At 54.8% G+C, this 16,614-nt stretch carries 15 protein-coding genes; 6 read left to right on the top strand and 9 right to left on the bottom strand.

Features of this window, described 5'->3' with window-relative positions; translation table 11 throughout:
* Positions 1-47: 47 nt before the first annotated feature.
* Positions 48-386 (top strand): FadR/GntR family transcriptional regulator, encoded by a 339-nt coding sequence (locus CRO33_RS24815; protein ID WP_237448786.1) that lies wholly within the window; start codon positions 48-50, stop codon positions 384-386.
* Entirely contained in the window at positions 365-751 is a 387-nt protein-coding gene (locus CRO33_RS24810) for a FadR/GntR family transcriptional regulator (protein ID WP_369682974.1), read from the top strand. The genes CRO33_RS24815 and CRO33_RS24810 overlap by 22 nt, the downstream gene beginning before the upstream one ends.
* A gap of 8 nt (positions 752-759) precedes the next feature.
* Here the strand turns inward: CRO33_RS24810 and CRO33_RS12765 are convergent, their stop codons facing one another.
* The 4 genes from CRO33_RS12765 to dgt form a co-directional block, all read right to left on the bottom strand.
* The gene (locus CRO33_RS12765) at positions 760-2,028 is read right to left on the bottom strand and encodes an alginate lyase family protein (protein ID WP_176505765.1); all 1,269 of its coding nucleotides are present in this window, start codon (positions 2,026-2,028) and stop codon (positions 760-762) included.
* A 25-nt stretch (positions 2,029-2,053) separates the two neighbouring features.
* Positions 2,054-3,211, bottom strand: a complete 1,158-nt coding sequence (locus CRO33_RS12760; protein WP_034829508.1) for a CdaR family transcriptional regulator — start codon at positions 3,209-3,211, stop codon at positions 2,054-2,056.
* A 241-nt stretch (positions 3,212-3,452) separates the two neighbouring features.
* Entirely contained in the window at positions 3,453-4,898 is a 1,446-nt protein-coding gene (gene degP, locus CRO33_RS12755; RefSeq protein WP_097118387.1) for a serine endoprotease DegP, read from the bottom strand.
* Positions 4,899-5,034: 136 nt separating this feature from the next.
* Positions 5,035-6,528 carry a dGTPase gene (gene dgt, locus CRO33_RS12750; RefSeq protein ID WP_097118386.1) on the bottom strand — a complete coding sequence of 498 codons (1,494 nt, stop codon included), beginning with the start codon at positions 6,526-6,528 and terminating at the stop codon, positions 5,035-5,037.
* 98 nt (positions 6,529-6,626) lie between these two features.
* Between dgt and mtnN the strand changes: the two genes are divergently transcribed.
* The 3 genes from mtnN (at position 6,627) to CRO33_RS12735 (ending at position 8,486) form a co-directional block, all read left to right on the top strand.
* Positions 6,627-7,325: a 5'-methylthioadenosine/S-adenosylhomocysteine nucleosidase gene (gene mtnN / locus CRO33_RS12745; RefSeq protein ID WP_045813812.1), complete on the top strand. Its 699-nt coding sequence runs from the start codon at positions 6,627-6,629 to the stop codon at positions 7,323-7,325.
* Positions 7,318-8,127 (top strand): vitamin B12 ABC transporter substrate-binding protein BtuF, encoded by an 810-nt coding sequence (btuF, locus tag CRO33_RS12740; protein ID WP_097118385.1) that lies wholly within the window; start codon positions 7,318-7,320, stop codon positions 8,125-8,127. The genes mtnN and btuF overlap by 8 nt, the downstream gene beginning before the upstream one ends.
* A 107-nt stretch (positions 8,128-8,234) precedes the next feature.
* Complete coding sequence (locus CRO33_RS12735) at positions 8,235-8,486, top strand: hypothetical protein (protein ID WP_034829521.1); 252 nt, start codon at positions 8,235-8,237, stop codon at positions 8,484-8,486.
* 36 nt (positions 8,487-8,522) lie between these two features.
* On the opposite strand, the gene erpA is transcribed toward CRO33_RS12735, so the two are convergent.
* Positions 8,523-8,870, bottom strand: coding sequence for an iron-sulfur cluster insertion protein ErpA (erpA, locus tag CRO33_RS12730; protein ID WP_097118384.1), 348 nt, complete (start codon positions 8,868-8,870; stop codon positions 8,523-8,525).
* 222 nt (positions 8,871-9,092) lie between these two features.
* On the opposite strand from erpA, the gene hemL reads away from it, so the two are divergent.
* Positions 9,093-10,373 carry a glutamate-1-semialdehyde 2,1-aminomutase gene (gene hemL / locus CRO33_RS12725; protein WP_097118383.1) on the top strand — a complete coding sequence of 427 codons (1,281 nt, stop codon included), beginning with the start codon at positions 9,093-9,095 and terminating at the stop codon, positions 10,371-10,373.
* Between the two features lie 194 nt (positions 10,374-10,567).
* On the opposite strand, the gene fhuB is transcribed toward hemL, so the two are convergent.
* From fhuB to fhuA, 4 genes are all read right to left on the bottom strand, one after another.
* Positions 10,568-12,544, bottom strand: a complete 1,977-nt coding sequence (fhuB, locus tag CRO33_RS12720) for a Fe(3+)-hydroxamate ABC transporter permease FhuB (protein ID WP_097118382.1) — start codon at positions 12,542-12,544, stop codon at positions 10,568-10,570.
* Positions 12,544-13,422 carry a Fe(3+)-hydroxamate ABC transporter substrate-binding protein FhuD gene (fhuD, locus tag CRO33_RS12715; RefSeq protein ID WP_097118381.1) on the bottom strand — a complete coding sequence of 293 codons (879 nt, stop codon included), beginning with the start codon at positions 13,420-13,422 and terminating at the stop codon, positions 12,544-12,546. Before fhuD ends, fhuB begins: the two co-directional genes overlap by 1 nt.
* A 9-nt stretch (positions 13,423-13,431) precedes the next feature.
* The gene (gene fhuC / locus CRO33_RS12710) at positions 13,432-14,226 is read right to left on the bottom strand and encodes a Fe3+-hydroxamate ABC transporter ATP-binding protein FhuC (RefSeq protein ID WP_038648971.1); all 795 of its coding nucleotides are present in this window, start codon (positions 14,224-14,226) and stop codon (positions 13,432-13,434) included.
* A 93-nt stretch (positions 14,227-14,319) separates the two neighbouring features.
* Positions 14,320-16,533 (bottom strand): ferrichrome porin FhuA, encoded by a 2,214-nt coding sequence (gene fhuA, locus CRO33_RS12705; RefSeq protein WP_097118380.1) that lies wholly within the window; start codon positions 16,531-16,533, stop codon positions 14,320-14,322.
* Positions 16,534-16,614: the final 81 nt, after the last annotated feature.

Here is a 16,614-nt window from a genome sequence, read left to right as displayed (position 1 = left end):
CCCTGGCTAGTATCGGGTTATGTCTGACTTCAGGTATCACAAAAACCATGCAATTTGCAGCCATCACCTCAGGACAGCGCGGTCTGGATGTTCATATCGCCGGTGACCTCGCGCAAAAAATTCTCTCTGGAACGCTAAAGGCTGGTGATGTTCTGCCCAGCGAAGTCGAGCTATGTAGCCACTTTGGCGTCAGTAGAACTGCCGTGCGTGAAGCGCTCAAACTGTTATCTTCAAAGGGATTATTAGAATCGCGGCCTAAACTCGGCACGCACGTGCGCGACCGCACTTACTGGAATTTGCTTGATGTGCACTGCTGGAATGGATGCAGAGCATTGAATCAACGGCGGAGATGTACCAATAGTTTCTGGCCTTCCGTGAGGCCATAGAACCGCAGGCCGCCCGACTGGCTGCGCTACACGCTACGCAGGCACAACGCACCGAACTTTCTCTGTTATTTCGTGAAATGATCGCTGTTTGCGCTGCGAGTAAATTCGATCTTGCTCGCTGGCTGGAGGCAGACAGTGCCTTTCATCGCCTGATCTTTCACTCTACCGACAACTGTTTTTACATCCCGTTCGGTAATTTGCTGGAAACCATTTTTAAATGCTTTTTTACCTGGCCTTCCAGCGCGCAGGATATTTTTTTGGACGAACACCGCAAGATTTATGAAGCGATCATGATCGGCGATGCCGATGCGGCGCACAGGGCGTCGATGAATCTAATGCTTAACAGCACACAGCCTCGGCTATAACTTTCCCCTCACCGATACGTGGGTGGGCGCGATAACAACCACAGATCACGCAGCGCTTCTCTTTCCGAACCGCGCGCTGCTGGGCTGATAGGGGCCGTCGATTGCGATTCGATCGCGCGATGAATCCAGGGCTGAAAACGGTCGCTGTTCAGGCTGCGATCCGTGAGCGAGAGCAGTGGAATCAAGCGAAGACTGACACGATCGCGATTTTTCCATGGCCAGGTTTTGCTGTCATCACTAAACGGTGCCATATAATTCAGCGCACTCAACAATGAACCGCTCTGCTGTTGATAGTGCCAAAGATCGCCCGCGCCGCTTCGCTGTGCCAGTTGCGCGAGGCTGGTCAGAGCCTGCAAATTGAAATAGCTATAGTGGAACGAGCGTGTGCGTGCCAGTTCCATTGGCTGCGTTCCGTCCGTACGAATTTGCCCGGCGATTTTATCCTGAGCTAAAACCACCATCTGCTTAATCACCTGAGGTTGATGCAAATACCACGCGATGCCCGCCACCTGTGCGGCATACCAACTGCCATGGTTATTAGGTGCATCACGCTCGCCTTGTGCCAACTGACTGTGCAATAGCCAGCCGAGATAATCGCTAAACCATGCATGTATCGCAGCCTGATCCTGCGGGTGCCAGCCGGGCGAATCGTGCAGTAGCTGCAGTGCATCCACTATGCGCGTGGCAAAGTAACGCCCATCCAGCACACCGGTGTGTCGGCCCTCAGCCTTACCCGGCACACCCTGAGCATAATTAAGATTGGGATTCATGCGGGTGGTGGGATCGATGAACCAGCTGCGAATCATCGATTGGGCTTTGGCTGCATAACGGGTTTCGCCGGAGAAATACCAGGCAAGCGCCAATGCCTGCACGTCTGCGGTGAAACGAGCCAGACGCACACCATCGCTTTGGTCGTTTTTACTCGCCGGATTGACCGCACCATCACGGCGTTCCCATGGCAAGCCATTGGGCTTGTCGGGATTCGGCCACCAGTAGGCACTCAGGCTGAGATAATCATGGCGGGAACCGCTGGGAGGTAACATCCCTTTCTGCGTCACGCTGGGATTGGGCTGATTAAGCGCACGATCGGCAGCCTGCTTGAGTTGCTGCCACGCCTGCTCAGTCTGTGGCGCAGCCTGATGATTTTGCAGCGCAGTTCGCGTCTGTTGCATCTCTTCGCCAGATAAAAAGGCCAGCGAAACAGCTTTGGCATGACAGGTCGCGGTCATCAGCAAGCCGGCCAACAGCCAGATCAGGCGCACATTCAAACGGGGCATCTTCCTCTCCCGGCCCTGCTAAGGGTTAGCTCTGTTCATCCAGTTGCAGCGCCACATACAGCAACAATCGATCGTCAAAATTGCCGAGGTTTAATCCGGTCAGCTCGGAGATGCGGTTCAGGCGATACTCGAGCGTATTACGATGGATAAATAGTGCGCGTGCCGTGGCGCTGGGCTGCACGTTATGACTGAACCACGCCACCAGCGTACGTCGCAATAATCCATTATTATCATTGGCTTTGAGTTTCGCCAACGGGCGCGCCAGTTCATTCGCTTGCCAGCCACCGCGCAGGCTATCCAGCAGTACGGGCAGCACCAAATCCTGATAGAAGAAGCTGCGCTGTTCCGGCATGCGCTGTTTACCCACCATCATGGTGGTGCGCGCCGTACGGTAGGAACGCGCAATACTGCCGGGACCGGTAAAGAAATTACCCAGCGCGATGCGCATTCGCACCTGCCCACTCTCTTTCATACGCTGTAATAACTGATCCACGCGACGGCGGTGATCGTCTTGATCGTAACGGCCGTGGGCATTGAGCGCCGGCTTCAACACCACCATTTCAGTGAGTGAAACGATAGCAATCAGGTTGTCACGATCCGGCGTTGTCAGCAGAGTTTGTAAATGCTGCAATTCCGACATCGCACTGTCAACGCCAAGCTGGCCGCTGTCGACTTCCACCACCGCCACCACGCGCGGTTGATTGAGATCGATGCCCAGGCGCTGCGCCCACTCGCTCAACGCCGGTGAAAGCGTATCGCTGCGAATCAGGTTCAGCACCAGCTCTTCGCGCAGACGGCTATCCTGCGCCAGCATATGCAACAGCCGCGCTTGTTCCAGCATCATTTCGGCGGTCATACACACCAGTTCACCGTAGTGACGCAGCGCTGCCGGCTGGCCGGTCAGGCCAATTACACCGACAATCTCACCATCAATGCGCAACGGCAGGTTGATGCCAGGACGCACGCCGTGCAGATGTTTCGCCACGGCCTCATCAATGTCCACTACCCTTCCCTGCGATAACACCAGCAACGCACCTTCGTGCAATTCGCCAATACGCTCACGATCGCCGCTGCCAATAATGCGGCCGCGTGCATCCATCACGTTGACATTACTGTCAATAATTTGCATGGTGCGGGCAACAATATCCTGAGCCAGTCGCGCATCGAGATGATAGGTGGCCATCAATCACTCCAGAGAAAGGGAAGAATTGACAGAATACGCATCCCACGCACGGCTGGCATTGTGCAACTGCACATAGCCGGATAGAGAATACGGGAATTGCGGTAGGCGTCACATTGCGAAACGGACATCTGCACAATGTGGACCACACTAAAAAGGTGTTGATGCTAGCCAGGAGCGCAGCTGCGCCAGACAAAAACAAAAAAGGCGAGCCGAAGCTCGCCTGTACTCAATTATCTAAGACTTACTGCATCAGCAGATAGAGGCTGCTGTCGCCACGCTGCACATTCAGGGCCAGCACGGACGGTTTGGTGTCGAGGATTTTGCGCAGTTCACCAAGGTTGGCAATCGCCTGCTGGTTAACGCCCCTAATCACGTCACCTTTCTTCAGACCAATACGCGCTGCAGCACTGCCTGCCTTCACATTATCCACGCGCACGCCTTTCTGGCCGTTGCTGTCGATGTTGCTCAGGTCGGCACCTTCAATGCCGGTGTAAATCGTGGCGGACTGCACTTTATCCTGCGAGCTCTGCTGCAGTTCAACCGTAATCGTCACCGGTTTACCATCACGTAACAGACCCAGCTGCAGTTTAGTGCCCACTGGCAGTGAACCCACTTCTGCACGCAGTGCGGCAAAACTGGTCAGCGGTTTGCCATTCATCGACACCACGACATCGCCGGCTTTCACACCCGCTTTTGCCGCTGCCGAGTTAGGCAGGACCTGGCTCACAAAGGCACCGCGCTGGGCATCGACTTTCATCGCTTTCGCCAGCTCAGAGTTAAGCTCGGTACCCATAATGCCCAGCTCGCCACGCTTCACCTGACCATACTCGATCATCTGCGCCGTCAGGTTTTTCACCATCGCGCTTGGGATAGCAAAGCCGATACCGATATTGCCGCCGTCTGGCGCCAGAATCGCGGTGTTAATCCCGATCAGTTCACCGTTCAGGTTCACCAGCGCACCACCGGAGTTACCGCGGTTGATGGCAGCATCGGTCTGGATGAAGTTTTCGTAGTTCTCGACGTTCAAGCCGCTGCGGCCCAACGCTGAAACGATACCGGAGGTTACTGTTTCGCCGAGTCCATACGGGTTACCGATTGCGACAGTGTAATCACCGACACGTAAGTCATCGGAGTCAGCGATCTTAATCGCCGTCAGGTTCTTGGCGTCCTGCAATTGAATCAGAGCAATATCAGACTGCGGATCTTTACCAATCACTTTGGCGTCATAGCGACGGCCATCGCTCAGCTGCACCTGAATTTTGGTGGCGTTATCTACCACATGGTTGTTGGTGACGACATAGCCTTTATCGGCATTAATCACGACACCCGAACCGAGTGCACGGAATTTTTGCTGCTGGGTGTTGGCGCCGCCGTTGTCACCGCCCTGGCTACCATCACCGCCGCCCTGGCACATTGGCGAGCTTTGGAATGGCGAACCGTCCTGGCAGAATGGCGAGTTATCACCAAAGAATTGCTGGAATTGCTGCGGCATGCGCGGGGTTTTCACCGTGGTGCTGCCTTCAACGCTAATACTCACCACGGAAGGCATCACTTTTTCCAGCATCGGCGCCAGGCTTGGCAACTGTTGGTTCGAGGAGGAAGCACTTTCCGCCGCGAAACTGACAGGGCTCAATGCCATGCCCAGACTAAGCGCCAGCGCACTTAACATTAATGTGCTTTTTTTCATTTGTCTGTGTCTCTCTAAGATTTACGGCCAGACCATTGCTGTGGTCGTGATGGTGAGATTAAGTTTTTAGCGCGAAGTTCCTAATAAAGTTTTGGGCAAAGGTAAAAATTTATTCTTCATCTTTACAAAACTCGGCTTATTCCACGGCCATCAAACGACGATACTCATCCCACGCATAATTGTCTGTCATTCCGCTGATATAGTCCTGAATCAAGCGCGAACGGTAATAACGTTCCCACAACAAACGTTGATATTTATGCTCGACAATCAGTGTACGCATCTGCTGCTGATAAGCTTTGCGATGTTTTCCTGAAAGCTTATGAAACAGTCGCGTTTCTATCGGATATTTCGGCAGAAAATCGTCGTTCATCAGCGTAGTAAATTGTTCATAATCCAGCAACATTAATGACTGATAGATTTCCAGCAACCCTTTTATTACCCGATAACCTTGTAATTCGAGTTGCTCAACTTCCGGATGATTAAATACCTGCTGGCGCGCCACGGTTTTAAATAATTTCAACAGACGGCCTTCATCACCGTCATCTTCCAGCAGCGCATGATTGAAGTTTCCTTCAAAAATAGCCGGGAGATTATCGACAAAACGGCGCACGGCATGGCTAACCAACACATTTTGCACGTTAACCCGTAATGACATGAAAAATTGATCGCTCAGGCTACGGCGTTTTTTCTGGTTGGCTTCTTTCCATGCCTCGCTCACTGTGCGACTGAACGCATCACCACTATTTACCGTCCCCCAGGCTTTGAGCAGAGACTTATACAAGGTCTCAACATCAAAAATGTCTTTTTCGACCGCATCATCTAAATCGGCAATACAGTATGAGATATCGTCAGCGGCTTCCATAATCCAGGTGAGTGGATAGCGATGATGCTCTTTAATATCGGTGGCTGCGCGTAAGTCAGAGACATATTCACGCTCGGACAAATAAAAGCCCGGCTTCTTCATCAGCACGCTAAATTCTGCCGGCTTATCGCCCTGCCACCATGCGGGGGCGGTATATTTTAAAATACAGGCCACCTGCGCATAGCTAAGATTAAGCTGCAGCAGCGTATGCACCAGGCGAATCGCCTGCGCATTGCCTTCGAAGTGGCACAAATCCTGACGAATCATTGCATTTAGCTGGTCAAAATCAGTGCGCTGATGCTCATCTGCCACGCCCGCCACCAGCGGGTCCACGAGTTCAAGAGGCAGATTGTCGTCAAACCAGTCATTGATCGCGGCTTCACCAAAGTGACCAAACGGCGGATTACCCACATCATGCAGCAGGCAGGCCATCTCAATCAGACTCTCAAACGCGCCTTCAAACTCCTCCAGCCCGTAATTTGCCAGTCCACCGCCCTGCGTTTTCAGGTATTGCAGGATCTCTTTGGTGATATAGCGCCCGGTTTGCTGCACTTCCAGCGAGTGGGTCAAACGTGAACGCACCGCTGCATTACGCTCCAGAGGAAAAACCTGAGTCTTTTGTTGCAGGCGGCGGATCGCGGCAGAATTGATGATGCGGCCACGGTCACTCTCAAAGTGCCGTGTAATAAAGTATTCGCCCTCTGGATCTTTGCGGCTGGTATAAGGGCGGGTGAAACTGATCTTATTTTTGAAATTGATCGTCGCCATCATTACCCCTTATTTTTTGGTGAATTCATCCTCTGCCAGCCATGGTAGACTATGCCTCACTTTTAAGCTTTACATCCATAACTACAGCGAGATTCTTTATGAAAGCAGGCATTATTGGCGCGATGGAGCAGGAAGTCACCCTGCTGCGTGACAAAATCGAAAACCGTCAGACGCTGACGCTGGCTGGTTGTGAAATTTATACCGGCACGCTGAACGGTGTTGAGGTTGCTCTGCTGAAATCAGGCATTGGTAAAACCGCGGCGGCGCTCGGCACGACCCTGTTGCTGGAGCTGTGCAAACCCGACCTGGTGATCAATACCGGCTCTGCGGGTGGTCTGGCCGCTTCACTGAAAGTGGGCGATATCGTGGTTTCCGATGAAGTGCGCTATCACGATGCCGACGTCACCGCTTTTGGTTACGAACCTGGCCAGATGGCCGGTTGCCCGGCAGCCTTTGTGGCGGATGAAAAACTGATCGCCGCTGCGGAGCAAGTGATTAAGCAGCTGGATCTCAACGCAGTGCGCGGTTTAGTGGTCAGCGGTGATGCCTTCATCAACGGTGCTGAACCTCTGGCACGCATTCGCACCACCTTCCCACAGGCGATCGCCGTGGAGATGGAGGCCACCGCCATCGGTCATGTTTGCCATCAGTTCAAAGTGCCGTTTGTGGTGGTGCGCGCGATTTCCGATGTCGCAGATAAAGAATCCCACCTGAGCTTTGATGAGTTCCTCGTCGTTGCCGCTAAACAATCGTCACTGATGGTTGAAAACCTGCTGGCACAGCTGGCGCGTGGCTAAATATCTGCTGCTGGGGCTATTGCTGATCGGCAATAGCCTGTTTGCTGCTGCCCCACGCGTTATCACGCTATCGCCCCATCTGACCGAACTGGCTTTTGCAGCGGGCATTACGCCGGTGGCGGTGAGTGCTTATTCGGATTTCCCGGCGCAGGCCAATCAGCTGGAGCAGGTGGCAAACTGGCAGGGCATCAAAGTCGAGCGCATCCTGCAACTGAAACCGGATGTGGTGCTGGCCTGGCGCGGTGGTAATCCACAGCGGCAGATCGACCAACTGCAACGTCTGGGCATTAAAGTCGAATGGATTGATCCGCAGACCATTGATCAGATGATTGATGCGTTAGCAGCGCTCAAACCGTGGAGTCCACAACCTCAGCAGGCGGCGGCTGCCGCACAGGCGCTGCGCCAGCAAGAGGATGATCTGCGTAAACAGTATCAACAACGCACGCCGATCCCTCTGTTTTTGCAGTTTGGTCAACAGCCGCTGTTTACTGCATCGCGTAATACGTTGCAAAACGAGGTAATCACCCTGTGCGGTGGCAAAAATATCTTTGCCGACAGCCGTGTCAGCTGGCCGCAGGTGAGTCGTGAGCAAGTATTAGCACGTCATCCTCAGGCGATTGTGATCGGCGGTGGCCCCGCGCAAGCCGCGAATATTGTGAAATTCTGGCAGCCACAACTGACGGTGCCGGTGATTGCCATTAACGATGACTGGCTGAGTCGACCGGGTCCACGTATCCTGCTGGCAGCCAAACAGCTGTGTGCAGATTTACATCCGGCGAAAAATAGCACCAAAAAAGATTAAAGATTCGGCAAAAATTGTCGAAAATCAAAATACAAGGCACTGCGGCCACGTATGCTCAGTGCCCTTTTTGCGCAACGCGCAACTTTTGACTTCACCAGGAATTATCAATGACCAGAGCACTGCTACTGGCCATAGGGCTTGCGATGGCTGCGCCAATTGGCGCGGCGACCTCCACCGGCTCTATTGCCGTCACGTTGACCATATTTTCCCGCTGCGATATCTCACGGCAAAGCGAACAAACATTGCCATCGATTGATTGTGGACGTCACTTCAGTGCACAGCCGCGCGTGACCGAAAGCGTGTTAAAGCGCGATGCGAAGCGTCGTGAGTCGTCACGATTAGTGACCGTAGAGTGGTAACGTTCTGACCGCCAGAACGGCGGTCAGAAAAGGGGATCAGATGCTGAAGGAAGAACCACAACCGCAAGTCGTTTTCGCGTTTGGGTTTGTCACGATAAAACGTGAACCCTCAAGACCTTCGGTATAATCAACCGAACCGCCCACCAGATACTGCAGGCTCATTGGATCAACCACCAGCGCCACGCCTTGCTTTTCAATGGTCATGTCGCCGTCATTCATTCGATCGTCAAAAGTAAAACCGTACTGGAAACCACTGCAACCGCCACCGGTGATGTACACGCGCAGTTTCAGCTCAGGATTCTCTTCATCCGCGATCAAATTTTTCACTTTTTTCGCTGCTGCTTCAGTGAATTGCAAAGGCAGCGCTGCTACGTCGTCACTCATGTTTTACTCCGGGTAAACGTCCAGGTCAGAAAACGACCTTAATTTCACTATTATCTGCCAGCCGCCCAGTGCAATCAAGTACTGCGCTTGACACTATGTGCCGCCTGCGCTGCGCTAAAGTATAGCTTTAAAAGGCTTTCGCACCCGCTTGCCTTTCTAATCGGGCGACTCTTCCCTTAGAATGGCGCCAGAATTTTTTTCCAGAACAGCAGGAGCCGAGCAATGAGTAAGTCTGAAAACCTGTATGCCGAAGCGCAACGCCTGATCCCTGGCGGTGTGAACTCCCCGGTACGTGCTTTTACCGGTGTGGGCGGCGTGCCGCTGTTCATCGAACGCGCCGACGGCGCTTATCTGTATGACGCCGATGGCAAAGCCTACATCGACTACGTCGGTTCATGGGGCCCAATGGTGCTGGGGCATAACAACGCCAATATCCGCAATGCGGTGATTGAAGCGGCATCTCGTGGTTTAAGTTTCGGTGCCCCAACCGAAATGGAAGTGAAAATGGCCGAGCTGGTGTGTGAGCTGGTGCCAAGTATGGATATGGTGCGCATGGTGAACTCCGGCACCGAAGCCACCATGAGCGCGATTCGTCTGGCTCGTGGCTTTACCCATCGTGACAAGATCGTCAAATTTGAAGGCTGCTACCACGGCCACGCCGACTGTCTGCTGGTGAAAGCGGGTTCCGGCGCATTGACCCTGGGCCAACCGAACTCGCCGGGTGTTCCGGCTGATTTCGCTAAACACACCCTGACCTGCACTTACAACGATCTGGCGTCAGTACGCGAAGCCTTCGAGCAATATCCAGAAGATATCGCCTGTATCATCGTTGAACCCGTTGCGGGCAATATGAACTGCATCCCACCGCAACCGGACTTCCTGCCGGGCCTGCGTGCACTCTGTGATGAGTTTGGTGCGCTGCTGATCATCGATGAAGTGATGACCGGCTTCCGTGTGGCGCTGGGCGGTGCTCAGGCTTATTACGATGTCACGCCGGATCTGACCTGTCTCGGCAAAATCATCGGTGGCGGCATGCCGGTGGGCGCATTTGGTGGTCGTCGTGATGTGATGGCTGCACTGGCACCAACGGGTCCGGTTTACCAGGCGGGCACGCTTTCCGGTAACCCGATTGCCATGGCGGCCGGTTTTGCTTGCCTGACGCAGATTGCTCAACCGGGCACGCACAGCACTCTGACCGACCTCACCACCCAACTGTCTGAAGGCTTGCTGGCAGCGGCAAAAGCAGAAAACATTCCGCTGGTGATCAACCACGTTGGCGGCATGTTCGGTATCTTCTTTACCGATGCCGAAAGCGTAACCTGCTATGCCGACGTGACAAAATGCGACGTTGAGCGCTTTAAGCGCTTCTTCCACCTGATGCTGGAAGAAGGTGTTTACCTCGCACCTTCTGCTTTTGAAGCGGGCTTTATGTCGCTGGCACACAGCCAGGAAGATATTCAGCGCACCATTGATGCGGCACGCCGCAGCTTTGCGAAGCTGTAAGCCATTAGCGGGCGCCAGGAATGGCGCCCCTACATTAATGTGCCCGGCTGTCCCTTGAGGCACAACCTCCCCTAAAGACACCCTTGCCGTTCGTTCGCATCGTTATGCTCAGCTACACGCATACACCCATTTCCGTTAGGTTGCACAATTATGCGCAGCTGCCCTGTAAGCACCGATTGACGTAGGCTGCGCGTTTATGCGCGACGCAACAGCCAGATAAAATACGGCGCGCCGAAGAAGGTCGCCATTAAACCTGCAGGGATCTGATCCGGGAAGGCCAGCATCCTGCCGCACCAGTCTGCAAACACCATCAATCCGCCGCCTAATAATCCCGCCATCAACACCTGCGGTAATGCGCGCCTGAAGCCCAGCATGCGCACGATATGCGGCGCCATCAAACCGACAAAACTCAACGGGCCGATGGTCAAGGTCGCCGTAGCCGTTAACGCCGCCGCCAGCAGCAGCAGGGCCAGACGCGAACCTGTTAATGCCATCCCCGCTGAACGTGCCGTCGCACTACCCAGCGGCAGCAGTGTGAGCCAGCGGCTCGCCAGTGGCGCGAGCGCAATAAATACGATACCCACCACGGCGCTTTGCACTGCCTGCGGCATATTGATGTTGTACGTCGAACCGGAAATCCAGCTTAGCAGGCCGCCCATGCGCGGATCGCCACTCGCCATTAACACCATCAGTAAGGTGACAAACGCACTGTTAAGCGCCATGCCCGCCAGCAACATACGCTCCGGTGAGAAACCTCCGCGACTGGCGACCAGCATAATGACCAGCAGCGTCAGCGCCGCGCCTAATGCGCCAGCGGGCAGCAACCACGCCACGGCGTCACCCGGCACAAAGAACATCATCACAACCACACCACAGGCCGCGCCGGAACTGATGCCTAACACTTCCGGACTGGCCATCGGGTTGCCAGTGAGGCGCTGAATCAACGCACCTGCAACACCCAGCATCATCCCCACGACTAACGCCGCCAGCACGCGAGGTGCACGCCACGGCAGCAGTTGATGCAGCATCTCACCACTCACCCACGTCCAGCTGTGTGCATCACGACCAAAGGAGATGCCGATAACGCTCAGCAGCGCCAGCACCCCAAGGCCAATGCCACACCACAGCACCACCTTCTGGCGCTCTGCCGGCACCTTGTCGCCCATATTCATCGCCGGTGGAACCGAGCCGGTACGTAAACGCGGCAACAGCCACAGCAGAATCGGTACGCCAATCAACGCGGTCGCTGTGCCGGTGGAAACCTCGCGCCAGTGGCTGGTCAGCCACAATACGCACTGATCGGCCAGCCACAGCAGTAAGGCACCAATCAGCGGAGCCAGCAGCATACGGCTGAGTAAGCGACGCCCCCCGAGCATTTTCGCCAGCAGTGGTGCAAACAGCCCGATAAAACCGATAATCCCGGCGACGTTCACCAATTGCGCACTTAACAGAATCGTCAGAGCGAGTGCGCCGACACGCGCAGCAGACAGTGCCAGACCGAGATTTTTTGCTACGCCGTCATCAAGCCCCATGAGCGTCAAGGGGCGCAGCAATGCCAGCGCCACGACAAAAGCCAACAGCAGACGCGGCCACAGCATGGCGACGTTGTGCCCATCCATCTGATTCAGTGTGCCGGTGCTCCACAAGAACATATTCAGCAGCTGATCATGATTGAAGATGGCAAAGATTTGATTCACCGAACCGGCATACAGGCTCAGGACCAGCCCGGCGAGGATCAGTGTCACGGGTGACAGCCGTTTGCCCCAGGCCACGCCAAATACCAGGATGCCCACCAGCACTGCGCCCGCCATCGCAGCAAATTGCTGTGTCAGCTCACCACCCGGTAAATGCCAGAGCGTGGCGACCGTAATACCGAGCTGTGCACCGGATGACACACCCAACGTGGTCGGTTCCGCCAGCGGATTACGCAGCACCTGCTGAAACAGTAAACCGGCCAATCCGAGACCCGCCCCCACCAACAGCGCCAGCGCCAGACGCGATAACAGGCTGTGATGGAACACCACCTGTTGGATACTGTTGATGTCCGGCGCAAAGAAGGCTTGTGACCACTGCGCCGTTGGCAGCGCGTCACGCAGATTGATAAAGGTCAGCGCCAGCGCCAGTAAAAACATGCTGCTTAACAGCATCACAGGAAAGAGACGATGGCGCATCAGTGCGACTCCAGCGCGTGTTCCAGCACGCGAACAAATTTCAGCGCTGAATAGGTCGCGCCGTAATACCAGACGGCAGGCACACGCTTGAAGCGGCCCGCGCGGATAAACGGCAGCGCCTGCCACAGCGCAGTTTTCATCACCTGCTGCATGTCACGATCGTTATCGTGATCAAAACAGATCACCTGCACATCGCCGACATCGGCTAACCGCTCAAGCCCAACCACGGCACTGCCCCAGAAATTGGTTTCACCCTGCCAGGCGTTACTCAGGCCAAGGATTTCCATCACTTCGAGGAACAGACTGTTGGTGCCAAACGTGATGGCGTGACGGCTGTCCATCAATGACATCAGCAGCACCGGACGATCTGCCCAGGGTTTGAGACGTTCGCGCGCTGCCGCTAGCTGCTCATCCAGGAATTGCAGATGCTGTACCGCCTGCGCTTCCCGGCCCAGCCGGGCACCGAGCGCATGCAGTGATTTACGGGCAGTACTTAAGGGTTTACCGTCCCCGCTATTCAGATCAAAGCCCATGGTCGGCGCGATGCGATCGAGTTTATCTAATCCCGGACCGTAGCCGTTGGAGTGCAGGATTAAGGAAGGTTCGAGCTGCGTCATCAGTTCCAGATTGGGTTCGGTGCGCAAGCCGAGATCGATGGTGCTGGCGGATAGCATCGGCTCGCCAACCCAGATGTTGTAGTTGCGCAAATCAGCCACACCGAGCGGCGATACACCGAGCGCCATCAGTAGCTCAACAGGTAGCCATTCCAGCGCCAGGATGCGCTGCAGATCGGGTGTTGCCGCACGCAATGGGGCAACGTTCATCAGTGGCGTCAGTGCCAGCGCCGTCAGCAAGCGACGGCGTGAAATGTCGAACATGGCGAGGCCTCAGTAAACAAAACTGACGGGAGCACCGCCTTGTGGATGGGGCAAGATGCCCATCGGAATACCGTAGATATTGCCCAGCACATCGGCCTGCATGATGACATCAGGCCCGCCTTCCGCAATCATTTCGCCGCCGCGCAGCGCCACCAGGCGATCGCAATAGCGCGCCGCCATGTTGATGTCGTGCAGTACCGCAATCACCGTCAAGCCACGCTCGCGGCTGAGACGTTGAATCAGAGCTAGCACATCCACCTGATGCGCAATATCCAGTGCGGAAGTGGGTTCATCCAGCAGCAGGCATCGGCTGTTCTGCGCCACCAGCATCGCTAACCACGCGCGCTGGCGTTCGCCGCCTGACAGGCTATCCACCAGACGCCCGGCGAACGGTTTCAAGCCCACCAGCGTAATCGCTTCTTCCACGCGATCGCGATCTTCCTGGCCGTAGCGCCCGAGCGCCCCGTGCCACGGATAACGACCAATCGCCACCAGCTCACGCACCGTCATCCCTTCTGCCGCCGGTAACTGCTGCGGCAAATAGGCCACCTGGCGCGCAAAATCTTTGCTGCCCCAGTTCTCCACCGCATCGCGGTTCAACAGCACCTGACCTTCACTTGCCGCATGGTGACGCCCCAGCATTTTCAGCAAGGTGGATTTACCCGAGCCGTTGTGGCCAATCAGCGCCGTCACTTTACCCGGCGCAAAGGTGAGTGAAAGTGGATGCAGCAACGTGCGTCCAGGTACGCGAAAGCTGACATTATCCAGCGTGAAGGTGGTTTCTTCGTGGTGCGGATGCTGCATGGTGATCCCTGGTTAATTAGCACAAAACCGATCTGATTCTGAAGGGGGCGGCCCTGAGGCCGCCCAAAATCACAACATATTCGCCCTGACGAATCAGAAGCGGAAGGTGGCGGTACCAACGATTTGACGTTCAGCGCCCCAGTAGCAAGCGTAATCACGGTAGCAGCTGGCAACGTATTCACGATCGAACAGGTTGTTGATATTAACACCCACAGAAGAGCCCGGCAGACCGAAACGGCCGAGGTCATATTTCAGCGCTGCGTCGACGGTGGTGTAACCCGCTACGTCGAAGTTTTGGTTTGAGTTACTGCCATTCTGCGTATTCTCTGCATATAACCCTTTGCTTTCACCTACATAACGCACACCCGCACCCAGTGTCACACCTGACAATGCCGTTTCGTGGAAGGTGTAATCCCCCCACAGCGATGCCATATGCTTCGGCACCTGCACTGGTGTTCTACCTTTCAGCACTGTGTCTTCAGTGTATTCGGCATCGGTATAGGTGTAAGACGCAGTCATGTTGATGTTGGCGTTCAGTGCTGCCTTGGCTTCCAATTCAACACCGCGAGAACGGATTTCACCGCTCTGTACGCTGAAGTTAAGGTTGTTTGGATCGGCGGTAAGGTTTTTGGTTTTGGTCAGCTCATACACCGCAGCAGTTACGACAACCGGACGATCTTTAGGAACATACTTCACACCGGCTTCATACTGCTTAGCACGCGATGGATCAAACGGCTGGCCCGAGGCGGTAGTCCCAGAATTCGGAATAAAGGACTCACTGTAGCTAAAGTACGGCGCAATGCCGTTATCAAACACATAGTTCAGACCACCACGCCAGGTGAAGGCCTGATCGTGATTTTTCACTTCGGTATTGCCGTTACGATTCAGTGCTGAAGTCATCGCATAATCGTAACGTCCACCTAAGGTCAGCACCCAACGGTTCCATTCCATCTGATCTTGAGAGTACAGACCGGTTTGCTCTTGGCGATTCAGATATTGGTAAGGGAACGCAGCACCATCTAGCGCATCGTTACCATACTGAGGATTGAACGCACTAATTGGGAATGCTGATCCAAACGCCGCATCAATATCATTACGGGTGCGCTGGTAATCCACACCCATCAGCAAAGTATGATCCACTGCGCCAGTGCCAAATTTGGCCTGTGCCTGCGTATCTACCGCAAACTGATTTAACTTCTCATCTGACACCGCCGAACCACGGGTAATTTCATTGGTGGCAGCGTTGAAGCCATTACCATAAATACTGCGGTAATTGGTTCTTAAATCCGCATAACGCAGATTCTGGCGCACCGTCCAGGTATCGTTAAAGCTGTGTTCGAAGTTGTAGCCCACCATCTTGGTGTTGCGCGAGATCTTGTTGCTGTCTTCGCCTTCATCAAAGTTGGTTGGCAGTTTATAGCTGCTACCGTCCGGGCGGGTAATGCCTACCACGGTGCCCTGACGCGGCAACCAGCCGTAATAACCGGTTTCCGGTTCATTCTGGAAGTAGGTCAGCAGGTCAAAGCGGGTATTGGCATCAGGACGCCAGCTGAACGAAGGCGCGATGGTGTAGCGCTTCTCTTTGTTCATCTCCTGCTGCGCGTCGGCGCTGCGAGCCAGACCCGTCAGGCGATAGCTGTACACGCCGTCATCATCCAGCGATCCGCCGAAATCGAAGCCGGTAGAGAACAGGTTATCAGTGCCCATCTGGAACTGCACTTCACGCAGTGTTTCCTGCGTCGGGCGCTTGCTCACCAGCGACACCACGCCGCCTGGGTTGCTTTTGCCGTACAGCACCGAAACCGGGCCACGCAGCAGTTCCGCACGCTCAAGGAAGTAAGGATCAATGGCGAACTCGGAGTAGTTATCCCCCTGCAGCTTCAGGCCATCAAGATATTGGTTAGTGTTGGTTTCGCTAAAGCCACGAATCGACAGCGCATCGATTACGCTTGAGCTGCCGCGGTTACCCGTCAGCACGCCAGCCGTGTAGTTAAACGCACCTTTTACGCTGGTTACAGCGTGCATCGCCATCTCTTCCTGCGTCACCACCGAAACCGACTGTGGGTTTTTCTCAATCGGCGTATCGGTTTTGGTGCCGGTAGCACTGTGTTTCGCGGCAATGGTAGGAGCCGGACCCCATGCGCTTTCCTGCGCGACGGTGTTGCCGCCATTGGCGGTCACCACCACGGTATCTTCTGCCAGCGCCTGTGCGTTCAGCGTACCCAGAGTTAAAGAAATTAATAAAGCGAGCGGACGGCGGGAAGTCGCAGCACGGGCAGAACAAGGATTTGAAATTCGCGTATTCATAAAAGGATCTCTCGGAAAGAAAACGACGCAGGTGAATACAAACGAGAATGATTATTAGACGCACGGATTTTAGGCGAAGTT

The organism is Pantoea sp. GL120224-02 (assembly GCF_900215395.1).
In the GTDB taxonomy this organism is placed as follows: Bacteria; Pseudomonadota; Gammaproteobacteria; order Enterobacterales; family Enterobacteriaceae; genus Pantoea; species Pantoea communis.
The sequence above is the reverse complement of the archived record's forward strand: the minus strand, read 5'-3'. Positions and strand labels throughout refer to the sequence as shown.